The organism is Cellulomonas sp. NEAU-ZC6, from assembly GCF_056844425.1.
Genome location: NZ_JBXFYH010000001.1, coordinates 844444 through 865042, shown reverse-complemented (window position 1 = coordinate 865042; position 20599 = coordinate 844444). Strand labels below are relative to the sequence as shown.

18 protein-coding genes are annotated in these 20599 nt (G+C 76.5%); 7 read left to right on the top strand and 11 right to left on the bottom strand.

Annotated elements, in window-relative coordinates; translation table 11 throughout:
* Window positions 1-2 precede the first annotated feature (2 nt).
* Window positions 3-1487, top strand: a complete 1485-nt coding sequence (locus AC1050_RS04005; RefSeq protein WP_482386082.1) for a rhamnulokinase — start codon at window positions 3-5, stop codon at window positions 1485-1487.
* Window positions 1488-1523: 36 nt separating this feature from the next.
* Here the strand turns inward: AC1050_RS04005 and AC1050_RS04000 are convergent, their stop codons facing one another.
* The gene (locus tag AC1050_RS04000; RefSeq protein ID WP_482386081.1) at window positions 1524-2864 is read right to left on the bottom strand and encodes an RNA polymerase sigma factor; all 1341 of its coding nucleotides are present in this window, start codon (window positions 2862-2864) and stop codon (window positions 1524-1526) included.
* Window positions 2865-2888: 24 nt separating this feature from the next.
* Here AC1050_RS04000 and AC1050_RS03995 point away from each other — a divergent pair, with 24 nt between their 5' ends.
* Complete coding sequence (locus AC1050_RS03995; protein WP_482386080.1) at window positions 2889-3782, top strand: aldo/keto reductase; 894 nt, start codon at window positions 2889-2891, stop codon at window positions 3780-3782.
* A gap of 55 nt (window positions 3783-3837) precedes the next feature.
* Here the strand turns inward: AC1050_RS03995 and AC1050_RS03990 are convergent, their stop codons facing one another.
* Window positions 3838-4737: a hypothetical protein gene (locus tag AC1050_RS03990; RefSeq protein WP_482386079.1), complete on the bottom strand. Its 900-nt coding sequence runs from the start codon at window positions 4735-4737 to the stop codon at window positions 3838-3840.
* Between the two features lie 621 nt (window positions 4738-5358).
* Here AC1050_RS03990 and AC1050_RS03985 point away from each other — a divergent pair.
* Both AC1050_RS03985 and AC1050_RS03980 read left to right on the top strand, forming a co-directional pair.
* Entirely contained in the window at window positions 5359-5946 is a 588-nt protein-coding gene (locus AC1050_RS03985; protein ID WP_482387237.1) for a DapH/DapD/GlmU-related protein, read from the top strand.
* Between the two features lie 145 nt (window positions 5947-6091).
* Window positions 6092-7288 carry an acyltransferase family protein gene (locus tag AC1050_RS03980; RefSeq protein ID WP_482386078.1) on the top strand — a complete coding sequence of 399 codons (1197 nt, stop codon included), beginning with the start codon at window positions 6092-6094 and terminating at the stop codon, window positions 7286-7288.
* 27 nt (window positions 7289-7315) lie between these two features.
* On the opposite strand, the gene AC1050_RS03975 is transcribed toward AC1050_RS03980, so the two are convergent.
* From AC1050_RS03975 to AC1050_RS03965, 3 genes are all read right to left on the bottom strand, one after another.
* Window positions 7316-7732 (bottom strand): hypothetical protein, encoded by a 417-nt coding sequence (locus tag AC1050_RS03975; protein WP_482386077.1) that lies wholly within the window; start codon window positions 7730-7732, stop codon window positions 7316-7318.
* Window positions 7733-7804: 72 nt separating this feature from the next.
* A complete protein-coding gene (locus AC1050_RS03970) occupies window positions 7805-8899 on the bottom strand; it encodes an alkene reductase (RefSeq protein WP_482386076.1) in 1095 nt (364 codons plus the stop codon).
* A 53-nt stretch (window positions 8900-8952) separates the two neighbouring features.
* Window positions 8953-10944, bottom strand: coding sequence for a discoidin domain-containing protein (locus AC1050_RS03965; RefSeq protein ID WP_482386075.1), 1992 nt, complete (start codon window positions 10942-10944; stop codon window positions 8953-8955).
* 174 nt (window positions 10945-11118) lie between these two features.
* Here AC1050_RS03965 and AC1050_RS03960 point away from each other — a divergent pair, with 174 nt between their 5' ends.
* Complete coding sequence (locus AC1050_RS03960) at window positions 11119-11832, top strand: DedA family protein (protein WP_482386074.1); 714 nt, start codon at window positions 11119-11121, stop codon at window positions 11830-11832.
* A gap of 27 nt (window positions 11833-11859) precedes the next feature.
* On the opposite strand, the gene AC1050_RS03955 is transcribed toward AC1050_RS03960, so the two are convergent.
* Window positions 11860-13005 (bottom strand): GNAT family N-acetyltransferase, encoded by a 1146-nt coding sequence (locus AC1050_RS03955; RefSeq protein ID WP_482386073.1) that lies wholly within the window; start codon window positions 13003-13005, stop codon window positions 11860-11862.
* 132 nt (window positions 13006-13137) lie between these two features.
* Between AC1050_RS03955 and AC1050_RS03950 the strand changes: the two genes are divergently transcribed.
* On the top strand, window positions 13138-14235 hold the full coding sequence (locus AC1050_RS03950; RefSeq protein WP_482386072.1) for a DNA glycosylase AlkZ-like family protein: 1098 nt from the start codon (window positions 13138-13140) through the stop codon (window positions 14233-14235).
* Window position 14236: 1 nt separating this feature from the next.
* On the opposite strand, the gene AC1050_RS03945 is transcribed toward AC1050_RS03950, so the two are convergent.
* The gene (locus AC1050_RS03945) at window positions 14237-15079 is read right to left on the bottom strand and encodes an HAD hydrolase family protein (protein ID WP_482386071.1); all 843 of its coding nucleotides are present in this window, start codon (window positions 15077-15079) and stop codon (window positions 14237-14239) included.
* Between the two features lie 210 nt (window positions 15080-15289).
* Between AC1050_RS03945 and AC1050_RS03940 the strand changes: the two genes are divergently transcribed.
* Complete coding sequence (locus AC1050_RS03940) at window positions 15290-16684, top strand: sigma 54-interacting transcriptional regulator (protein WP_482386070.1); 1395 nt, start codon at window positions 15290-15292, stop codon at window positions 16682-16684.
* On the opposite strand, the gene AC1050_RS03935 is transcribed toward AC1050_RS03940, so the two are convergent.
* The 4 genes from AC1050_RS03935 to AC1050_RS03920 are packed head-to-tail and all read right to left on the bottom strand — an operon-like array spanning window position 16648 to window position 20596.
* Entirely contained in the window at window positions 16648-17244 is a 597-nt protein-coding gene (locus tag AC1050_RS03935; RefSeq protein WP_482386069.1) for a hypothetical protein, read from the bottom strand. The genes AC1050_RS03940 and AC1050_RS03935 overlap by 37 nt on opposite strands.
* Window positions 17245-17289: 45 nt before the next feature.
* Window positions 17290-18051 carry an amidohydrolase family protein gene (locus tag AC1050_RS03930; RefSeq protein ID WP_482386068.1) on the bottom strand — a complete coding sequence of 254 codons (762 nt, stop codon included), beginning with the start codon at window positions 18049-18051 and terminating at the stop codon, window positions 17290-17292.
* Entirely contained in the window at window positions 18048-19058 is a 1011-nt protein-coding gene (locus tag AC1050_RS03925; RefSeq protein WP_482386067.1) for an aminotransferase class I/II-fold pyridoxal phosphate-dependent enzyme, read from the bottom strand. Before AC1050_RS03925 ends, AC1050_RS03930 begins: the two co-directional genes overlap by 4 nt.
* Window positions 19059-19069: 11 nt before the next feature.
* Window positions 19070-20596 carry a hypothetical protein gene (locus tag AC1050_RS03920; protein ID WP_482386066.1) on the bottom strand — a complete coding sequence of 509 codons (1527 nt, stop codon included), beginning with the start codon at window positions 20594-20596 and terminating at the stop codon, window positions 19070-19072.
* Between the last annotated feature and the right edge of the window lie 3 nt (window positions 20597-20599).

Sequence of the window (20599 nt, the reverse complement as noted above, 5' to 3'; positions counted from 1 at the left end):
CGATGCGCGTACACGTCGCCGTCGACCTCGGGGCGTCCAGCGGCCGCGTGCTCGCCGGGCACCTCGAGGGCGGTCGCCTCGTCACCTCCGAGCTGTCCCGGTTCCCGAACCGACCGGTCGCCGTGCCGCGACCGGGTGGTGCCGCCCGGCTGCACTGGGACGTGCTGTCCCTCTGGGCCGGGGTCACCGACGGGCTCCGGGCCGCGGGGGCGCTGCCCGGCGGCGTCGCGAGCGTGGCCGTCGACTCCTGGGCGGTGGACCACGGGCTGCTCGACGGCGACGGCGCGCTGCTCGGCAACCCGGTGCACTACCGCGACGCCCGGACCGACGGGTGGCCCGCCCGGCTCGCGGCGCACCTGCCGCCGACGGAGCACTACGCGGTCACCGGCACCCAGGTGCAGCCGTTCAACACCGTCTACCAGCTGGCGGCGGGTGCGGCCGAGGCCCAGCAGCGGCAGGCCGAGCGGCTGCTGCTGGTGCCCGACCTGCTGGCGCACTGGCTGTCGGGCGTGCAGGCCACGGAGCTGACCAACGCCTCCACCACCGGGCTGCTCGACGTCGTCGCCGGGGACTGGAGCCCGGCGGTCCTGACCGCGCTGCGCGCCGCGTCGGGCTGCGACGCCCGGGCGCTGCTGCCGCCCGTCGTCCCGCCGGCGTCGGTGCTGGGCCCGGTGCTCCCCGGCATCGCCGGCGACCTCGGCCTGACGGGCGCGCAGGTGGTGACGGTCGGCTCGCACGACACGGCCTCCGCCGTCGCCGCCGTCCCGATGTCGGGCGCCGCCGCGTACATCTCGTCCGGCACGTGGTCGCTGGTCGGCGTCGAGCTGGACGCACCCGTGCTCGGCGAGGCGAGCCGGGCCGCGAACTTCACCAACGAGCTCGGCGTCGCGGGCACCGTCCGGTACCTGCGGAACGTGGCCGGGCTGTGGCTGCTGCAGGAGTGCCTGCGCACCTGGCGGGAGCGGGGCGACGAGGCCGACCTCGACGCGCTTCTCGCGGCCGCGGCCGAGGCGCCGGCGCTGCGCACGGTGGTGGACGTCGACGACCCGGCCTTCGCCCCGCCGGAGGACATGCCCGCGCGGATCGCCGACGCGGCGCGCCGGACCGGCCAGCCGGTGCCCGAGGGGCCGGTCGCGGTCACCCGGTGCGTCCTCGACTCCCTCGCGCTGGCCTACCGCCGGGCCGTGCGCCAGGCGGTCGAGCTGTCCGGGCGCCCGGTCGAGGTGGTGCACGTCGTCGGGGGTGGCGCGCGCAACGCGCTGCTGTGCCGGCTCACGGCCGACGCCACCGGCCTGCCCGTCGTCGCCGGCCCGGTCGAGGCCACGGCGATCGGCAACCTGCTGACCCAGGCGCTCGCCCTCGGGGAGCTGTCCGGGGGACTGACCGCGGTGCGCGAGGTCGTGCGCGCGTCCGCGACGCTCGTCCGGTACCACCCGGCGGGGTCCGACCGGTCCTGGCAGCGGGCCGAGGACCGCCTCCGGCCCTGACGGACCGGGGCGCGGCACCGGCCGCCGGCCCGGGTGTCAGCCGAGGTAGTCGCGCAGCACCTGGGCGCGGGACGGGTGCCGCAGCTTCGACATCGTCTTGGCCTCGATCTGCCGGATCCGCTCGCGGGTGACCCCGTACACGCGGCCGATCTCGTCGAGCGTCGCCGGCTGGCCGTTGGTCAGGCCGAACCGCATCGTGATGACGCCGCCCTCGCGCTCGGACAGCCCGTCGAGGACCGCCTTGATCTGCTCCTGCATGAGGCTGAACGTCACGGCCTCGATCGGCTCGACGGCGTCCCCGTCCTCGAGCAGGTCGCCGAAGCTGCTGTCGCCCTCGGCGCCGAGCGGCGTCTCCAGGGCGATGGGCTCGCGGCTGTAGGCCTGGACCTCGACGACCTTCTCCGGCGTCATGTCCAGGACGGCGCCGAGCTCCTCCGGCGTGGGCTCGCGGCCCTCCTTCTGGTACAGCTCGCGGTGCAGCCGGGCGACCTTGTTGATGACCTCGACCATGTGCACCGGGATGCGGATGGTGCGGGCCTGGTCGGCCATGCCGCGGGTGATCGCCTGCCGGATCCACCACGTCGCGTACGTGGAGAACTTGAAGCCCTTCGCGTAGTCGAACTTCTCGACCGCGCGGATCAGCCCGGAGTTGCCCTCCTGGATCAGGTCCAGGAACAGCATCCCGCGGCCGGTGTACTTCTTGGCGATGGACACGACCAGGCGCAGGTTCGCCTCGATCAGGTGGTGCTTGGCGCGCTCGCCGTCCGCGGCGATCAGCTGCAGCTCGCGGCGGGTCGCCTCCTTGTGCTCGGCGCCGGTCTCCAGCAGGTGCGTCGCCATCTGGCCGGCCTCGATCCGGCGGGCGATCTCGACCTCCTCGAGGGCGGTCAGCAGCGGGACGCGCCCGATGGCCCGCAGGTAGTCCTTGACCGGGTCGGCGGTGGCGCCGGCGGAGGTGATGACGGCGGCGGGTGCGTCGTCCTCGTCGGTCGCGATGACGTACGAGTCGACCTCGGGCTCGGCCGGGGCGGGGGTCGTGGAGTCGCGCGGGGGGAGCGTGGCCTGGGTCATCGGACGAAGGTGTCCTCTCGTCGGGCTGGCGGTGCCGAGCGGCGGTGTCGCCGCGGGTGTCGCACGCGCCTGCCACCGCACGCTGGGGAGCGCGGTGACCCGGAGGTGTCGGGGCGGGGCCCCGGACGCAGCTCCCGACCATCGGGGTCGGGGCGCATGGCTCCCACCATTGTAGTCGGCACCCGGGACCGGGCACCGGCCGACCGGGTGAGGATCACGTGCAGATCGCCCGGGGGTGGTCCTGGTGCCGTCGCGGCGTTCCCGCGCGATGCTGGACCCGCCGTCGCAGCGAAGCGGCGCCCGCACCGCGTCTCCCGGAGGTCTCCCGTCATGCAGCAGCGCACCCTCGGCCCGTACACCGTCTCCGCGATCGGCCTCGGCGCCATGCCGCTGTCGATGAACAACGACAAGGTGTACCCCGACCCGGCCGACGCGATCGCGACGATCCACGCCGCGCTCGACGCCGGGGTCACGCTGATCGACACCGCCGACATCTACGCACCGACGTGGGACCAGATGGGGCACAACGAGCGGCTGGTCGGCGAGGCGGTCCGCACCTGGGGCGGGGACACCTCCGGCCTGCTGGTGACGACCAAGGGCGGCATCACCCGCAGCGAGGGCGAGCAGTGGGGCCGCGACGGCTCCGTGGCGTACCTGCGCTCCGCCGTGGAGGCGTCGCTGCGCGCGCTGGGCGCGGAGGCGATCGACCTGTACCAGTACCACCGGCCCGACCGGTGGCTGGTCTACGGCGAGGTGATGGAGAACCTCGCGACGCTGAAGCGCGAGGGCAAGATCCGCGAGATCGGCATCTCCAACGCCAGCGTCGAGGAGATCCAGATCGCCCAGCAGGTGCTCGGCGAGGGCGGCCTGGTCAGCGTCCAGAACGAGTTCTCCCCGCGGCACCCCGGCAGCTACGACGAGCTCCGGTACTGCGAGCAGCACGGCATCGCGTTCCTGCCGTGGAGCCCGCTCGGCGGCACCGGCGGCGGGGCGCGGCGGGTCGGCGAGCGGTTCGCCGTGTTCGCGGAGACCGGCGAGCGGCACGGCGTCAGCCCGCAGCAGGCCGTGCTGGCGTGGGAGCTGGCGCTGAGCGACGCGCTGATCGCCATCCCCGGTGCGCGGCGCCCCGCCTCGATCACCGACTCCGCCGCCGCGGCGGACCTGGTGCTGTCGGACGACGAGGTCGCCGCGTGCTCGCGGGCCGTGGGGCTCGAGGTCGGCTGACGCGTCGGCGCGGGCGGCGCGGGCGACCTGTCGGTGCCCGCCCGGGCGGGCACGGTCAGCCGGCGTAACCCCGCAGGACGCGGGCGAGCACGCCGACCTTCCGCCGCTCGACCACCAGGTCGATCAAGGAGTCCACCGTCATCCGCCGCCACTCGCCGTCGGCGTCCCGGCGCTCGACGAACGGTCGTCCGACGAACGGGTTGAGGCGGTCCGGCGGACCCGGCAGCCACACCCAGTCACCGCCCGCCGCCCGCAGCGCGACCTCGCCGAGGTACGCCACCGCTGCGGGCTTGATCGTCGCGTCACCGTCCGCCAGGACGAGCTCCTCGAGCACGGCCAGGGAGTCGGGGCTCAGGTCGAGCCGCTCCGCCGTCGACGCGCCCGCCCGTGCGCGCAGCTCGCCGATGCGCCCGGCGACGCTCCCGACCCAGCCGTCGAGCTCGGGCGAGCCCGGCCGGGCCTCGGTGACGATGCCCGGGACCGGCTCCCGGCGCGGCTGCCAACCGGCGGGCTCGCCCGCGCGCCGCTCCGTGATCCGCTCCGACTGCCCGTCCCACACCGTGGTGAGCACCTGCCCGGTCCGCCGGGCGAGTGCCGCGGTCATGAGGTTCAGCGGGGAGATCGGTGTCCGGTCCAGCGTGTCCAGCCGGACGAGGGGCCGCCCCGAGGACGGGTGCTCCGGGTCGTGGCCGACGGACCACCCGCCCCCGCCGACCCGGAGGAAGGTCTCGCCGATGTAGCGGGTGGCGCCGTCCACGAAGTCGGTGTCCTGCTCCTGGGCGAACGCCGCTCGGTCCGGCCAACGGTCGAGCAGGTGCTGCTCGAGCGCGGCGAGCGACTCCCGGCTGTGGTCGGCCGGCCACTCGCGGGGCATCAGGACGTCCTCGAACCGTGCGAGGCGCGGGTGCATGGCCTCGAGCCACTCCCGGAACAGCTCGTCGTGCTCGGTCGTCATGCGTCTCCCCGTCCGGGTGCTGGTCAGCGGCCTCGCGGCGAGCCTACGGGTGCCCGGCGCGGACTCGCAGCGGTGGTGCCGGGTCGTCCGGCTGGGCCGGCCGCGTCCTCGTCCGGGGTTCTCGCAGGGCCTGGCTGTCGCGCGTGCCGGGACGTCTACTGGACGGGCACCCGGCTCCGCCGATCCGGGGCCCTCGTACTCCGCGGAGGACCACCGTGCCCGACAGCGACCAGACGCCCGTGCAGCGGATGCCGGGCGACCGCGCCCCGGTTGTCGTGACCCGTGCCGAGGACGAGGTCGTCGAGGGGGTCCAGCCCCGCGCCCGCACCGCGTGGCACTCCCACGCCCGGGGCCGGTACCTGCACGTCACCGACGGCGTCGCCCGGTTCCGTGACCGCGCGGGGGACGTCACCGAGGTGCGCGCCGGCCAGACGCTCGACACGCCCCAGGGCGAGGAGCACGGGCACGCCGCCGCGCCGGGGGTGTTGCATGGAGCACCTGGCGATCCTCGAGGCCGACGACGGCGCGGACGTGGCCAGCTGGCGGGGCGAGCAGATCACCGACGACGAGTACGAGGGCCGGATGCCGTCCGATCCGCTACGGAGGCGTGAGGTGCAGCGCGTGGACCTCGACGACTTCCTGGACCACGTGCGCCGCGGCGCGGTGATCGAGGGCGGCTCGCCGCAGCACGCCTTCATGCACGCCGCGGGCCAGGCCGCGCTGCGCGTCGTCGCCGAGCTCAACACCGGCTACCACGAGCCCGCGGAGATCCGGGCGCTGCTGTCCCGGCTGACGGGGAGGTCGGTGCCGGAGTCGGTCACCGTGTTCCCACCGTTCTACTCCGAGTTCGGCAGGAACCTCGTGCTCGGCGCGGGGGTGTTCGTCAACCAGGGGTGCCGGTTCCAGGACACGGGTGGCATCACCGTCGGGGAGGACTCGTTGATCGGGCACGGCTGCACGCTGACGACCCTGAACCACGCCCTCGACCCGAGCCGGCGCGCGGACATGACGCCGGCGCCCGTGGTGATCGGCCGCCGGGTGTGGCTCGGCGCCTCGGTCACCGTGGTGCCCGGGGTGACGATCGGGGACGGGGCGGTGGTCGCGGCCGGGGCGGTGGTCACGAAGGACGTCCCGGCGCACGCGGTCGTCGGCGGCGTGCCGGCCCGGCTGATCCGGATGACGGGGTTCGAGGGAGCGGCGGCGGACTGACGGCCGCGACACCGCGGCGCTACGCCGATCGGGCGAAGAAGGACAAAAGCGGCGGCGGGTGCCACGGACGAGGGTTGCCCGGGGCATCCGGCCCCCGCACCCTGGTCGTCGGCCGGCGCCCGCGGGCCCCGCTGCGGAGGTGCCGATGCCCGTCCCCGAGATCGTGCACGACGACGTGCGCGGCCACGACGCCGCGGCGAGGCAGCCCGGTCGCCTCGCCGGGCTCGACGGACTGCGCGGCGTCGCGGCGCTCGTGGTCCTGGTCCACCACTCGCTGCTGCTGACGCCGGCCCTCATGGGCGTGCACGAGGACCCGGAGGCGCCGCGCGGCGCCCTGGTGCAGGCGGTCAGCGCGACCCCGCTGCACCTGCTCTGGGACGGCGAGGTCGCCGTGCAGGTGTTCTTCGTGCTCAGCGGGTTCGTCCTGACGCTCGCGGCCACCCGCACCGCGCACCGGTGGGGGTCCTACTACCCGCAGCGGCTGCTCCGCCTGTACCTGCCGGTGTGGGCGGCGGTCGCGCTGGCGGTGGCGCTGCGCCTGGCGGTGCCGGTCGGGGACACGACCGGCCTGAGCCCCTGGTTGACGTTCCACGGCGACGTCGGGCGGGCCGGGGTGCTGGCGGACCTGGTGCTGCTCGCGGGTCCGGTCGGCTCCACCATGACCGCGCTCTGGTCCCTGCGGTGGGAGGTCGTGTTCTCCCTGCTGCTGCCGCTGTTCGTGGTCGCGGCCACCCGGTTCCGGCGGCTGCTGGCCGGCAAGCTCGTGGCGCTCGCGGCCGTGGCGTACGCCGGGGCGCTGCTCGGGCCGGTCGACCAGCCGTACGCGCTGGGCGCGCTCTACCAGCTGCCGCTGTTCGGCCTGGGGTGCCTGCTGGCGGTCGAGCGGGACCGGGTCACCGCCCGCGTGCGGACGTGGCGGCCCGCGACGTGGGCCGTGGTGCTGACCGCTGCCGCGCTGCTGTGCAGCAGCTACTGGCTGCTCGACCTCGGCGGTGCGCGCGCCGGCGTCCCGCTCGCCGTGGTCGCCCTGACCCGGGTGCTCCAGGTCGCCGGCGCGGGCCTGCTGGTCCTCGCGGCGCTCGGCTGCCTCGACCGGCCGCTGCGCCGGCCGGGCGTGCAGTGGCTGGGGACGCGGTCGTTCAGCCTCTACCTGGTGCACGAACCGGTCGTGGTGGCCGTCGGCTACCTGACCGGGTGGACCTCGCCGGCGGTGCTGCTGCTGACCGTGCCGCTCTCGCTCGGGCTCGCGGAGGTGTTCTTCCGCCTCGTCGAACGGCCGTCGCACCGGCTCGCGCGGAAGGCCGGGGCGCTCGCGGTCCCAGCCCGTGCGGCCCGGCCGTAGCCGGGGTCCTGGGCACGGCGGGACCCGTCACGCAGGTCCCGGTGCGGTCGGTGCGGCCGGTGCGGCGGGTGCGCGGTCGATCGTCCGGGCCTCGAGCGCGCCCGGGACCGGCGCGGCGCCGGGCCCGCCCCGGAGCAGCCAGTCCTCGAGGTCCCGGGTGGGTCCGTCCCCGGCGAGCCGCTCGAACCAGACGGGTCGCGCGCCCGCACGCCGGAGTGCGGCGGCCGGCCGGGCCACCACGACGTCGCCGCGCTCGCACGCGTCGAGGCACTCCACCCAGGTGAGCCGGGCCGAGCCCCGCTCCGCCAGCCCGCGCAGCCGGGCGGCCTGACCGCCGGGGAACGTGTCCGTCCCGTCCAGCGTCTCGCCCGAGCACAGCGAGCAGGCGGTCAGCGCGGCCCAGTCGTCCGCGGCGGCGGGCTGGGGCGTCGGGTCGGCGGGCACCGGCCGAGGATAGGCGACGGCCGGTGCCCGCGAGGTCGTCGTGCGCGACGACGACCTCGCGGCGCGCGCGGGTCAGGCGCCGGCGGCGACCGCGTCGGCGCGGAACGGGTAGTCGGTGTACCCGGTCGCGCCCGCGGCGTAGAACGTCGCCGGGTTCGGCTCGTTCTCGGGGTGCTCGCCGGCCCAGCGCTCGACCAGGTCCGGGTTGGCCAGCACCGCGCGGCCGACGGCGACCACCTCGGCGTGCCCGTCGGCGACCAGGGCGGTCGCCTCGTCCCGGGTGGTGGGGACCGCGAAGCCGGAGTTGGCCATCAGCGGCCCGCCGAACCGGGCGCGCAGCTCCTGGACCAGCGCGCCGGCGGGCTCGGCGTGCAGCACGCTGAGGTACGCCAGGCCGAGCGGGCGCAGCGCGTCGACCAGGGTGCCGTAGGTGGCCCGGACGTCGTCGAGGTCGGGCTCCAGGGCGTCCTGGATGCCGTGCATCGGCGAGATGCGCAGGCCGACGCGGCCCGCGCCGACCTCGGCCGCGACCGCGCGCACGACCTCGACCACCAGGCGCGCGCGGTTCTCCGGCGAGCCGCCGAACCGGTCGTCGCGCACGTTGGACGCGGGGGACAGGAACTCGTGCAGCAGGTAGCCGTTCGCGCCGTGCACCTCGACGCCGTCCAGGCCCGCGTCGACCGCACGGCGCGCGGCGGCGACGAAGGTGCCGACGACGCCGGCGGCCTCGTCGGTGGTCAGGGCGTGCGGCACCGGGAAGTCGGCCTTGGTGCCGTCGGGCAGGTAGACCTGGCCCGCGATGGCGAGCGCGCTGGGTGCGACGATCCGGTCCGTGCCCGTGATCGCGGTGTGCGACACCCGGCCGCCGTGCATCAGCTGCATGACCAGGCGCCCGCCGCGGGCGTGCACAGCCTCCGCGACGCGGGCCCAGCCGGCCTCCTGCGCGTCGGTGGCGATGCCCGGCTGCCCGGGGTAGGCCCGCGACTCGGCGTCCAGGAAGGTGCCCTCGGTGACGATGACGCCGGTGCTCGCGCGCTGCGCGTAGTGCTCGGCGACCAGGTCGCCGGGGACGCCGTCGGCGGCGGCACGCATGCGGGTGAGGGGCGCCATGGCGACGCGGTTGGCCAGCTGGAGGTCGCCCAGGGCGACGGGGGAGAAGAGGTTCACGTCGGGGTCGAACGCCCGACGTGCTCGAAACCTTCCGACCGGTCGGTGTGACGTCAGGTGAACACGCGCAGCTCCGCGACGCTCCACCAGGGGTCCGCGTCCGCGGTGAGGCCGATGCGCAGGTACCGGACCGGGCTCCCGTCCAGCGCGACGGCGGTGACGGCCCCCGCGCCGGAGCCCGCCGCCACGGGGTCGGACCAGGTCGTGCCGTCGGCACTGACCTGCACCTCGTACCCGCGCGGCCAGTCGCCGCCGCCCGCGTCCAGCACCAGCGACCGCACGCGGGCCGGTGCACCGAGGTCGACCACCAGCGCGTCACCCGGCCGCTGGGCGCGGCCCGAGGACCAGCGCGTGCCCGGGTCGCCGTCGACGGCGTGCGCGGCGACGTCGCCGGTGCAGCAGGGGTCGTCCGGCGCCTCCGGCGGCCCGGTGGCGGTGGCGCCCGTCAGGCCGACCGGTTCGGGCAGCGCCCCCGACGGCGGGGTCGGCTCCCGGGCGCCGTCCACGACGACCGTCGTCAGCGACCGTGCCGGCAGCGTGACGGGGAACCGGTCCTCCCCGAGCACGACGTCGACCGTCCGTTCCGCGTCGCCGTCGTGCTGCGCGAGGACCACCGTCGCGCCCGCGGGCGTCCGGAAGGCGACCTGGGTCAGGCCGCCGTCCGCCGGGCCCGTCGACCCGACCTGCACCGTGCCCCGCGGCAGGAACCGGGCCGCGTGGGCCAGCACGTCGAGCTCGGCGTTCCGCGTGACCTCGTCGCCGTCGACGGTGACCACGCCGGTGCAGGTCGTGCAGCCGCCGACGTGCGGGCCCCCGTCGGGGTCGAGCGCGAGGTTCCAGGTCAGCACCGCCGTGGCGCCGTGCCGCAGCGACGCGACGAGCAGGTTCCGCGCCTGCCAGGTCAGCGTGTCCGCGAACACCTGCTCCGGCGGCGTGCCCGGTGCGTGCGACCCGGAGCACTCGGTGACCCAGACCGGCACGCCCGGGAACTCCGCGCGGACCGCGTCCTGCGCGCTCGCGTCGCCGGAGTAGCAGTGGAACGCGACGCCGGCGACCCACGGTGCCGCGTCGCTGCGCAGCACCTGGGCGGCGTAGTCGGCCTCGGGGTCGGCGCCCGCCGGGGTCGCGGCCTCGTCGGCCGGGTGCAGGGACCAGTTGTGGTCGAACGCCAGGATCCTGGTGCCCAGCCCGGCGTCGGCCAGCGCCGGGCCGAGCGCGTCGATCAGCCGGACCTGGTCGGCGACCGGCATGTCGGTGCCGGGGTAGCCGTCGGGGTGCCGGGCCTGCGGCTCGTTCTGCACGGTCATCGCGTCGACCGGCACCCCGGCGGCGGCGTACTCCTGCACCGTGCGCACCAGGTACGCGGCGTACGTGGCGAACGCGCGGTCGTCGTCCAGCAGCCGGCCGCCCTCCAGGGACCCGGACGTCTTGAGCCAGGCGGGCGGGCTCCACGGCGACCCGACGACGACCAGGTCCGGGGCCAGCGCGCGGATCTCCCGCAGCAGCGAGCGCACCGGCTCGTCGCCCGCGGTGCTGAACCGCTCGAGGTCCCAGTCGGTCTGCCCGGGCGGGACGTCGTCGTAGGTGGTGGCCGGCTCCACCACGAAGTCCGAACCGCCCAGCGGGACCCGCAGCACCGACAGCCGCACCGGACCCGCCGGGTCGAACAGCTCGGTGAGCAGCGCCCGGCGGGCCTCCTCCGGCATCGCCAGCAGCAGCGCGGCCGACGACTGCGTCAGGGCGGCGCCGAAGCCGCGCACCTCCTGGCCGACGTCGGCCGGGTCCACCGTGATGCCGTCCGGCGCCGGGTCGCCGGCGGGCGGCGCGGCCGGGACGTCGGCGGTCCGCTCCAGGCGGCGGGTCCCGTCGGCCGTCGTGGACCAGACCTCGGCGCGCAGGGGGTCCGTCGTCGCGCCGTCGTCCGGCTCGCCGTCGCCGCGCGCGAGCCAGATCGCGACGCCCGCCACGGCGAGCACCACGACCACGAGCGCCGCGGCGAGCAGCCGCCGGCGGCCGCGGTGCGTCCGGGCGGACGGGTCGGGCATCGGCGCACCACCCCCCGTCGGACGACCACCCGAACGTACGCGCGAGGTGCCGGGTCCGCACCCAGCCGGTCCGTCCGGCACGTGCACGTTGTGCACGTTCTGTGACGTCGGGACCGGGCGGGCTCCCGCCGTGTCAGGCTGGATGCTCGCCCCGACCACCTGGAGCCCCTCCGCATGAGCGCCGTCATCGACGCCACCGCCCTGACCACCGAGGTGGCCGCCCCGGCCGCCGAGTACTCCGGCTTCATCGGCTGGGTGCTCAGCCTGATGGAGTCGCTCGGGGAGGTCGGCGTGGGAGCGGCCGTGTTCATCGAGACGTTCGTGCCGCCGATCCCGTCCGAGGCGGTGCTGCCGGGCGCCGGCTTCCTCGCCTACGACGGCCGGATGAACCTCTGGTGGGCGATCGTCGCGGCGACGGCCGGCGCGGTGCTGGGCGCGTGGATCTGGTGGCTGATCGGGGCGGCCCTCGGCCGGGACCGGACCCGCCGGCTGGTCTCCCGGATCCCGCTGCTGGACGCCGACGACTTCGACCGGGCCGAGCGGTTCTTCGTGCGCTGGGGGCGGCTGGCCGTGCTCGGCGGGCGCTGCGTGCCGCTGGTGCGGAGCTTCGTCTCGATCCCCGCCGGCATCGAGCGGATGCCGTTCTGGTCGTTCACCCTCTACACGACCGTGGGGTCCGCGGTGTGGAACGGCCTCTGGATCGGGCTCGGGTACGCGTTCGGGCCGGCGATCAAGCCGGTGCTGGAGCAGTGGAGCGGGGTGCTGTCCAACCTCGTGCTGGTGGCGATCGCGGTGCTGGTGCTGTGGTTCGTCGTCCAGCGGGTCCGGCGGCTGCGGCGCGACCGCCGGGCGGCCGAGGCCGAGCCCGCGGTGACCACCGAGGTCTGACGCCGGCGTGACCCGCCGGCCGGGGGCTCAGCCGACCAGCCCGAACCGCCGCGCCAGGGGCGCCGCCCGCAGCACCGTGTGCGCGGCGAGCCCGCGGGTCGACACCAGCAGGTCCACCTGCGGGCGTGCGGCGGGCCAGATCCGCGTGCCGACCGCGTAGTGCGAGCTGAACCCGGGGTCGACGAACGGCGCGTCCGTGGTGCCGAGCAGGTACGTCAGGGTCGCGAGCCGGCCGACCGAGCCCGGGCTGAACCGCCGGAACCGCTCGTCGTACGCGTCGAGCATCCCGAACCACGCGCCGCCCGACCGCACCTGGTACCCGGTCCACACCGTCGTGCCGCCCGCCGAGAGCCGCAGCACGGCGAGGTCGCCGTCGTGCCGGAACGCCGCCACGGACTCGCGGAACCAGCGTTCCTCGACCGGGTCCAGGCCGAGCGCCGCACCCCCGCGGGCAGCATCGCCCTTCCAGCCCGCGGCCTGCAGCGCGACGAACCGGTCGACGACCGCCGGGTCGGCCGACTCGTCGTGCAGCTCGAGCGGCCCGCCCAGCTCGCGGGCCAGGCCGCGGCACACGCGCCGGACGTTGCGCGCGTCGTCGGCGCGCAGGTGGTCCGTCGACAGCGGCGGGTCGACCAGCACGCCGTCGGCCGCCACCGGGACGTCCAGCACCCCGAACGCCTCGCGCGGCGCCCACGCACCGACGTCGCGGGCCTTCTCGTGCACCAGCATCCGCCGGTGGTCGGTCACCTCCACCAGCACGTCGGCCAGCGGCCCCTCGGCGGGGAACCGGCGCAGCAGCGCCAGGCCGGGCAGCCCCGCGGTGGTCGTCCCGCGCAGCAGCGCGTCCAGCGCCTCAGCCGCCCGCTCCCGCCGGACCAGCGGGTGGTGCCGGTCGCACGCGCGGGTCATGAACGCGCCGCCGGTGGTCAGGGCTCGCACCGGCACGCGGGGCGCGACGCGCTTGGTCGTCAGGGCGAGCGCGCCCAGCCACTCGCCGCCCTCCTGGACGACCAGGACGCGGATCTCGTCCATCTCCGCCCCGCGGTGCCGGGCGGGGACCAGGAACCGCGGGTCCAGGCACATGTTGGGGAGCAGGGCGGCGTCCGCCAGGCGCTGCCACGCCTGGGCGTCGGTGCTCGTCACGTCGGCGAGGCGGAGGAGCCGGATCTGCACGGTCGTCTCCCGGGGTGCGCCCGCGGCGGGGCGCCGGGGTCGTCCCGAGCGACACTAGTGCGGCATTTGTCCTGGTTTGGGCGGTTCAGCGGGTGAAGCAGCGCGCGCGTTCGGATCGCTACCGTTCGACGCATGATCCGGCTCAGCCGTCCCGAGGCCCGGCAGGTCGCCGTGCGCGCGCAGCTGCTGGACGCGGGCGGCGACCGGCCCGCGGGCCTCGTCGAGGTGGTGCGGCGGCTGACGCTCCTGCAGGTCGACCCGACCACGGTGATCGCGCCGGCGGTGGACCACGTGGTCTGGTCCCGGCTCGGCGACGCCGTCTGGCCCGGCGCGGTGGACGGCGCGATCGCCGACCGCCTGCTCTACCAGCTGGTGGGGACGGTGCGCGCGACCGCCGACCTCCCGCTGTTCCTGGCGGAGATGGCGGCGTGGCCCTCCGGCGAGGCGGGGCACGGGCAGCAGTGGGTGGAGGCCAACGCGGGGTTCCGCCGCGACGTGCTCGCGCTGCTGCGGGCGGAGGGCCCGGTGCTGTCCCGCGAGGTCCCGGACACCGCCGCGGTGCCCTGGCAGTCGTCGGGCTGGACGGGCAACCGCAACGTGACGCTCATGCTCGAGCTGCTGAGCGAGCGCGGCCTGGTGGCGATCGCCGGGCGCGAGGGGCGGGAGCGGCTGTGGGACCTGGCCGAGCGGGTGTACCCGGCCGCCGACCCGCTGCCGCTCGACGAGGCCCGGGCGGAGCGCGCCCGGCGCCGGATGCGGTCCCTCGGCATCTCCCGGCCGCGGATCCTCACGGTCGCCTCGGGCGAGCCGTGGCGCCTCGACCTGCCGGGGGAGCCGGCGGTGGTCGACGGGGTGGACGGCGAGTGGCGCGTCGACGCGGGCGTGCTCGAGGCGGTCCGGGCCGGTGGCTTCGCGGGCCGGACGGCGCTGCTGTCGCCGTTCGACCGGCTCGTGCACGACCGGGCGCGGCTGCTCGACCTGTTCGGCATGGACTACGTGGTCGAGATGTTCAAGCCCGCGGCGCAGCGGCGGTTCGGCTACTTCGCGCTGCCGGTCCTGCACGGCGACCGCTTCGTGGGCCGGCTGGACGCGAAGGCGGACCGGAGGGCCGGGCTGCTGCGGGTGCACGCCGTGCACGAGGAGCTGCCGTTCGACGACGAGGTCGGCGCGGCGGTGGACGAGCAGCTCCGCGCGATGGCGCGCTGGCTGCGGCTCGACGTGGACCGGTGACCTAGGCCGTCAGCCCGAGCTCGGCGAACGCCGCGACGAGTCCCTCCTGCTCGGGCCCGGCGGCCACGCGGTCGGCGACCTCCAGCACCCGCGGGTCCGCGCCCTCGATCGCGACGCCCGTCCCGGCGTGCGCGAGCATCTCGACGTCGTTGAGCCCGTCGCCGAACGCGATCACGTCCTCCCGCAGCAGCCCGAGGCGCTCGGTGACCGCGGTGATGCCGTGCGCCTTGTGCACGCCGCGCAGGTACACCTCGCCGGTGCCGTCGCCGAGGGCCGCGACGGAGCTGGGCAGCACGCCGACCCGGTCGCCGATCTGCGCCGCGACGTCCCACCAGGGCACCCGCGCACCGAAGTACGAGATCTTGGCGAACGAGCAGCCGGCCACGTCGTCGGTCATCTGCAACCGGTCCAGGATGTCCAGCGGCCGGTCGACGTCGGTGCCGTCGGCCCGCAGGTGGCCGCGCAGCAGGGCGGTGAGCCGCCGGTCGACCCCCGGCCGCCCGTAGAGGGAGCCGGGCGCCTCCAGCACGTAGGCGGCGTCCGCGGCGTCGAGCACGTCGATCGCGCGGGCGGCGACGTCGGCGGGGAACCGCTGGTCGACCAGCACCTCGCCGTCCAGCTCGACGTACCCGCCGGCCGAGGCCACCAGGCCGTCGAAGCCGGCGGCGAGGATCCGCTCGGGCAGCATCGCCTTCGGGCGGCCGGTGCACAGCAGGACCCGGTGCCCGGCGGCACGGGCGGCCCGCACCGCGGCGGCGTGCCCCGGGGGGACCACGCCCCGGTCGGCGTAGGTGCCGTCGACGTCGAGGAACACGATCTTGCGGGGCGGTGCAGTGGTGGTCACGCGCTCCAGCGTGCCATCCGCCCGGGCGCACCACCCGCTGCGGGTGCGCCGGCCGTGGCGCGGACGGGGCTCCTTGACCCCCGCCGGGGCCCGGGAACAGACTGCCGAACGGGGCACGGCGGGCTCGTCCCGCCGTGCAGGGGGTCCTGCACCGAGCCGCCGCGCGCGGTGGGCGGGACGTCCGGCCGGGTGCGGGCGGACGGGGGCGACATGACATGGTTCCTGCTCGCGCCGCCGGGCTCCGCGACGATGCGGGGACGGCTGGTCGCGGCGGGCCTGCGGGACGCCGGCGGTGCGCCCCCGGGCGGCGAGCCGGGCGTCGTCGTGGTCGGGGACGCGGGGGGCGGGTGCGACCCGGCGTGGTTCGTCGGGGCGCCGGGCCGGGTGCTCGTCGCCGTCGCGCCCGGCGCGGCCGTCGACCCGTGGGTCCTGCTGGCGTGCGGCGCGGCGGACGTCGTCCGGCTCGACGGGGAGGACCTGCGGCCGGTGCTGGACCGGCTCGCCCGGTGGGACGACGTGGACGCCCTGGTCGGCGCCGAGCAGGCGCGGGCGGGCGTCGTGGGCGGCTCGGCCCGCTGGCGCCTGTTCCTGCGGGACCTGGTGGAGGTCGCGCGCTGGTCGGCGGCGCCGGTGCTGCTGGTCGGCGAGACGGGCGCGGGCAAGGAGGTCGCCGCCGGCATCGTGCACCGGGTGGACCCGCGGCGGCGGGAGCACGCGCTGGTGCTGCTCGACTGCACGACCGTGGTCCCGACGCTCGCCGGCAGCGAGTTCTTCGGGCACGAGCGGGGCGCCTTCACCGGCGCCACCACCGCGCACGAGGGCGCGTTCTCCCGGGTCGACGGGGGCACGCTGTTCCTGGACGAGGTCGGCGAGCTGCCCGCGGAGCTGCAGGCGGCGCTGCTCCGGGTGGTGCAGGAGGGGACGTACCAGCCGGTCGGCGGGAGCAGGCGCCGACGCACCGACTTCCGCCTGGTCGCCGCGACCAACCGGGACCTGCGCGCCGGCGGGTTCCGCACGGACCTGTACCACCGGCTGGCCGCGACGACGCTGCGCGTGCCGCCCCTGCGCGAGCGCCCGGACGACGTCCTGCCGCTGTTCCGGCACTTCCTCGCCGAGCAGCGCGCCGACGACCGGCGCGGTGCCCGGCGCCCCGGCGCCGAGGTGCCCGACGGGCCCGAGGTCGCCCCCGAGGTCGCCGAGGCGCTGCGGGTCCGGGACTGGCCCGGCAACGTCCGCGAGCTGCGGCAGCTGGCGGCGCGGGTGTCGGCGCGGCACGTGGGCGGCGGCCCGGTGACCCCCGGCGACCTGCCGCCCGAGGACCGGCCGGCACCGTCCGCCCCCGTCGAGACCGGCCCCGCACCCGGTGCCCCGACGTGGGAGCGGCAGCTGGACGTCGCCGTGCGCGCCGCGCTGCGGGCGGGCCTCGGGCTGCAGGAGCTCAAGGCCCGCACCGCGGACGTCGCGACCCGCGTCGCGCTCGAGCCCGGCGGCGACAAGGCGGCGGCCGCGCGGCTGCTGGGCGTGAGCCGCCGCGCGCTCGACTACCGGTCGGCGGCGCTGGACCGCGATCAGCGCGACGGCCCCAGCTCCGAGGCGAGCTCGTAGAAGAACTCGGCGATCTCCCGCCACGCCACGTCGGCACCGCGCTGGTGCGGCTGCTTGGCGTGCGTGAGGTCCCGGGCGCGCTTGTAGTCGCCGAACCGGAAGAACGCGTACCGGACCAGCGGCTCCACCACCGACCCCCGCGCCTGCGGCCCGATGTCGCCCGCCCACCGCGGCTCCGCGTGCGCGGGCAGGACCAGCGGCGCCCGGCTCAGCGCGAACCACCGGCCCAGCGACGCCAGCCACGCCACCTCGCCGCCGACCGGCGGCATCGGCGGCGGCGCGGACCCGGCGCCCGGGCGCGGCACCAGCAGGTACGCGGTGACGGTGCGCGGGGCGCGGTCGCCCGGCTCGTGCCGGTACGTGAGCAGGAACGCCTGCGGGTACGGCGTGCGGGCCTGGCGGGTGCGGATGTCGGCCAGCCCGTCCCGGATGCCGGCGATGTTGTGCGGCTTCACCTCCGCGAACCCGCGCACGCCGCCGCCGTAGCGGGGTGCGCCGCTGGTCGCGAGCGGGGGCGGCGGGAGCATCACCCGGTCGCGGGACGTCGTCGTGGTGGCCATGAGTGCTCCTCGGGTCGGTGCGATCGGTGCGGTCGGGTGCCGCGGTCAGGCGGGGACGGGTGCGGTGCGGCGGACGCCGGCGAGCAGCCGGCGCACGTTGCCCGACGTGACGAGCGCGAAGTCCTCGGGCGGCAGGCCGAGCCCGCGGACCTTCGCCAGCTCGGCGCCGGGGTGCAGGTAGGGGCCGTCGCTGCCGAACAGCACCTTGTCGGCCCCCGCACGCCGGACGGCGTCGAGCAGCACGTCGACGTACCGGACGCCGGAGGTGTCGGTCAGCACGTTCGGCCGGCGGGTGAGCAGGTCCACGAACCGCACCTGCGCCCGCCAGTCGTCCGCGAACGACGACAGGTGCGGGACGACCCAGGCGACGTCGGGGTACCGCGCCGCGAAGTACCCGACCTGGTCGACGTCCCCGCCGGGGTCGTGCACGACGGGCAGCGCGCGGGCCCGGGCGGCGCGGGCGACCTCGTCGGACATCGGCCCGTCGCGCCAGTGCACCTTGATCGCGCGGAACCCCCAGGAGTCCACGGCGGTGGCCACCATCGCCCCGATCCGGCCGGCGTCCGCCCGGGTGCCGACGAACACCACGCCGGTCCACCGGCGCGGGGCGGCGCGGACCAGGCGGGCGACCCGCCGGTTCGCGGCCGGGTAGTCGTCCGAGGGCGGTGCCATCAGCAGGGTGTGCCCGATCCCCGCCGCGCGGGCGCGGCGGGCGTACCGGCGCAGCGCGGCGTCCGGCCGTGCGTCCCCGAGCGGGTCGGGCATGACGTCGCCCAGCCCGGCGTGGCAGTGCGCGTCGACGATCACCGGTCGCTCCTCGCGAGGACGTGCAGCACCCGGTCGAGGTCGGCGGGGGTCCGGTCCGCGGTCACCACGAGCGTCAGCGTCGGCACGGGCCGGCACGCCGGCGTCAGCACGAGCGCACGGACGCCGTGCCGCCGCAGGGCTCCCGCCGCGGCGAGGGGGTCCAGGTGCGACCCGCCCACGTGCACCACGGGGAAGGGCAGCCCGGCGACCTGCAGGCCGAGCCGGCGCACCCCGGCCAGCAGCCGGCGGACGAGCCACCACAACCACCGCCGGCGCGCGTCGACGGCCGGGACCGCCCGCGGGTCGGTCGCGCGGTCCGCGGCGCGCAGGTCGGCCGCGGTCGGCGGGCTCGCGTGCCACCGGGTGCCGTGCGAGGCCAGCCGGGCCACCACCGGCCGCGGCCCGGCCGTCACGGTGAGCGGCGCGCCGAGCCCCTTGGCCAGCGAGACCACCTGCACGGCGGCGGCGGGCCGGCCGCCGGACCACCGCCACGTGCCCGACCCGCCGGGCCCGAGCACCCCGAACGCCTGGGTGTCGTCGACGACGAGCGTGCCGCCCGCCGCGCGCACCACCCGCTCCAGGGCGGCCAGCGGGGCCGGGCGGTTGCACCCGGCGCACCAGCCGTCCGTCACCACGAGCGGCCGCGGTCCGGCCCCCGCCAGCAGCCGCCCGGCGTCGCGGACGTCGTGGTGCCGGAACCCGTGCACCGGTCCCGGCCCTGACCCGGCGGCGACGCGGACCAGCGGGTAGGCCGCGTCGTCGACCAGGACGGTCGTCGGTGCGAGCACGTCCACGACGTCCACGAGCGCGTGCAGGGCGGACCGGTGCACGACCCCGGCGGGGGAGCCGAGCAGGGCGGCGACGCGGGCGGCGACGCGGGTGGCCGCGACCGGTTCGCCGAGCGCCGCCGCCCGGCCCGTCGTGAGCGACGTCCACCCCCCGGTGCCGGGACCGCCCGGCGCGGGGTGGTGCAGGCCCAGGAACAGGGAGGACGTCAGGTCGAGCACGCCGCACCGCCTCAGGCCCGCTGCCGCGCCCGGTTGCGCTGCGCCAGCAGCACCGCCGGCATGGTGGCGTCGACGCCCTGGTGCAGGTCGACGCCGGTCACGGTGCGGTAGGCGTGCACGTACCGGTGCACGACGTCCCGCATCAGCCGCGCCCAGTTCGCGGCGGAGTCCGCCGTGAGGCCGGCCTGGGACCAGTCGCCCCAGCGCACCGTCATCACGAGCTGCTCGCCGTGCACCGCGAGCTCGTGGAAGTGCGTGACCGAGGTGTCGCCCCAGCCGAGCAGGGTGCGCATGGTGTCGACGCGGTCCATCCACGGCTCGTCGTACGGCACCATCGGGCGGCCGCCGAGGAACTCCCGCATCTCCGGCTGGGCGAGCACGAGCTGCATCGCCATCGCCTCCACCCGGGACTGCAGCGCCACGCCGTCGAACTGGTTCTCCGCGCCCTCGGCGAGCACCCGGTGCGTGTCCCGCAGGGCGTTCAGCATCGGGAACCCGTCGGCGACCACGGTCGTGTCGTCGTCCAGGCGGTAGAACACCAGCGCCTCGTGCAGCAGCGTGTGGAACGACTCGAGGAACTGGCTGCGCCGCTCGACGTACCGCAGCGACCCCGGGACGGCGCGGCCGATCAGGTCCAGGCCGTACTCGTACTGGTACTCCGCGGCGCGCCGCCGGACCGTGAGCCGGTCGATCTCGTGGTCGCCCCACGTGTAGAGCAGGTTGCGCAGCGGCCGCAGGTAGCTCAGCGAGAACCGGGTGAGCGCGTCCGAGCCGCGGGGAAGGCGGCGGTTCTGGAACCGGGCGAGCACGTGGTTCAGGACCTGGTGGAAGCCGGACTCCTCGAGCCAGTACGTCCAGATCAGCTCGACCGGGGCGGGCCGGTCCAGCAGCTCCTCGTCGATGTCGGCGACCACGTCCGCGGGCAGCTGCCCGCCGCGGGCGTCGGGGTACCGGGACGCCACGTTCTCCAGGTACGGCAGGTTCCCGTTGCGCAGGTAGGTGCCCGTGGGGTCGATGATCGAGGTCGTGTCCTGCGCCAGGAACTCGCGGGTCGCCCGGATGATCACCTCGTACGCCTGGGACGAGAACGCGCCGCCGGTCTCGCGGAGCAGCGCGTCGTTCACGAACGCCTGGTAGGCCCGGAACTCGCGGGCCCGGGTCACGCGCATGATCTCGTCGGTCAGGACGGTGTCGGGCGTGCGGGCGGTCGCGGTCCGGGACAGCTGGACGCGGGTCGGCGGCTCGCGGTCGTCGTCGTCGGCCGCCGGGCCGACCGCGTGGAACGAGCGCTCGGCGACGACGGTGTCGACGTCGTCCCGGGACTCCAGGACGCGTGCGACGTAGCGTCCTGCCGGCGGGTCGTCGAAGTCGACGGCGGGGGCCGCCGCGGCGCGGTTGTCGGCCCGGAACTCCCGCTCGGCCGTGCCGAACTCCGCCGGGCCGGTGACCCGCAGCGTGTAGGTGCGGCTGCGGGTCAGCTCCGTGACGACGAACGCCACCTTCCCGTCCGCGAACCGGGGTGTCTGGATCTTGACCATCGG

Excerpts from the sequence above, each read along its gene's own strand:
- AC1050_RS03920 (WP_482386066.1), bottom strand. The coding sequence starts at position 20,596 with ATGGTCAAGATCCAGACACCCCGGTTCGCGGACGGGAAGGTGGCGTTC.
- AC1050_RS03990 (WP_482386079.1), bottom strand. The coding sequence starts at position 4,737 with ATGACGACCGAGCACGACGAGCTGTTCCGGGAGTGGCTCGAGGCCATG.
- AC1050_RS03950 (WP_482386072.1), top strand. The coding sequence starts at position 13,138 with ATGATCCGGCTCAGCCGTCCCGAGGCCCGGCAGGTCGCCGTGCGCGCG.
- AC1050_RS03960 (WP_482386074.1), top strand. The coding sequence starts at position 11,119 with ATGAGCGCCGTCATCGACGCCACCGCCCTGACCACCGAGGTGGCCGCC.
- AC1050_RS03940 (WP_482386070.1), top strand. The coding sequence starts at position 15,290 with ATGACATGGTTCCTGCTCGCGCCGCCGGGCTCCGCGACGATGCGGGGA.
- AC1050_RS03995 (WP_482386080.1), top strand. The coding sequence starts at position 2,889 with ATGCAGCAGCGCACCCTCGGCCCGTACACCGTCTCCGCGATCGGCCTC.
- AC1050_RS04005 (WP_482386082.1), top strand. The coding sequence starts at position 3 with ATGCGCGTACACGTCGCCGTCGACCTCGGGGCGTCCAGCGGCCGCGTG.
- AC1050_RS03980 (WP_482386078.1), top strand. The coding sequence starts at position 6,092 with ATGCCCGTCCCCGAGATCGTGCACGACGACGTGCGCGGCCACGACGCC.
- AC1050_RS03935 (WP_482386069.1), bottom strand. The coding sequence starts at position 17,244 with ATGGCCACCACGACGACGTCCCGCGACCGGGTGATGCTCCCGCCGCCC.
- AC1050_RS03965 (WP_482386075.1), bottom strand. The coding sequence starts at position 10,944 with ATGCCCGACCCGTCCGCCCGGACGCACCGCGGCCGCCGGCGGCTGCTC.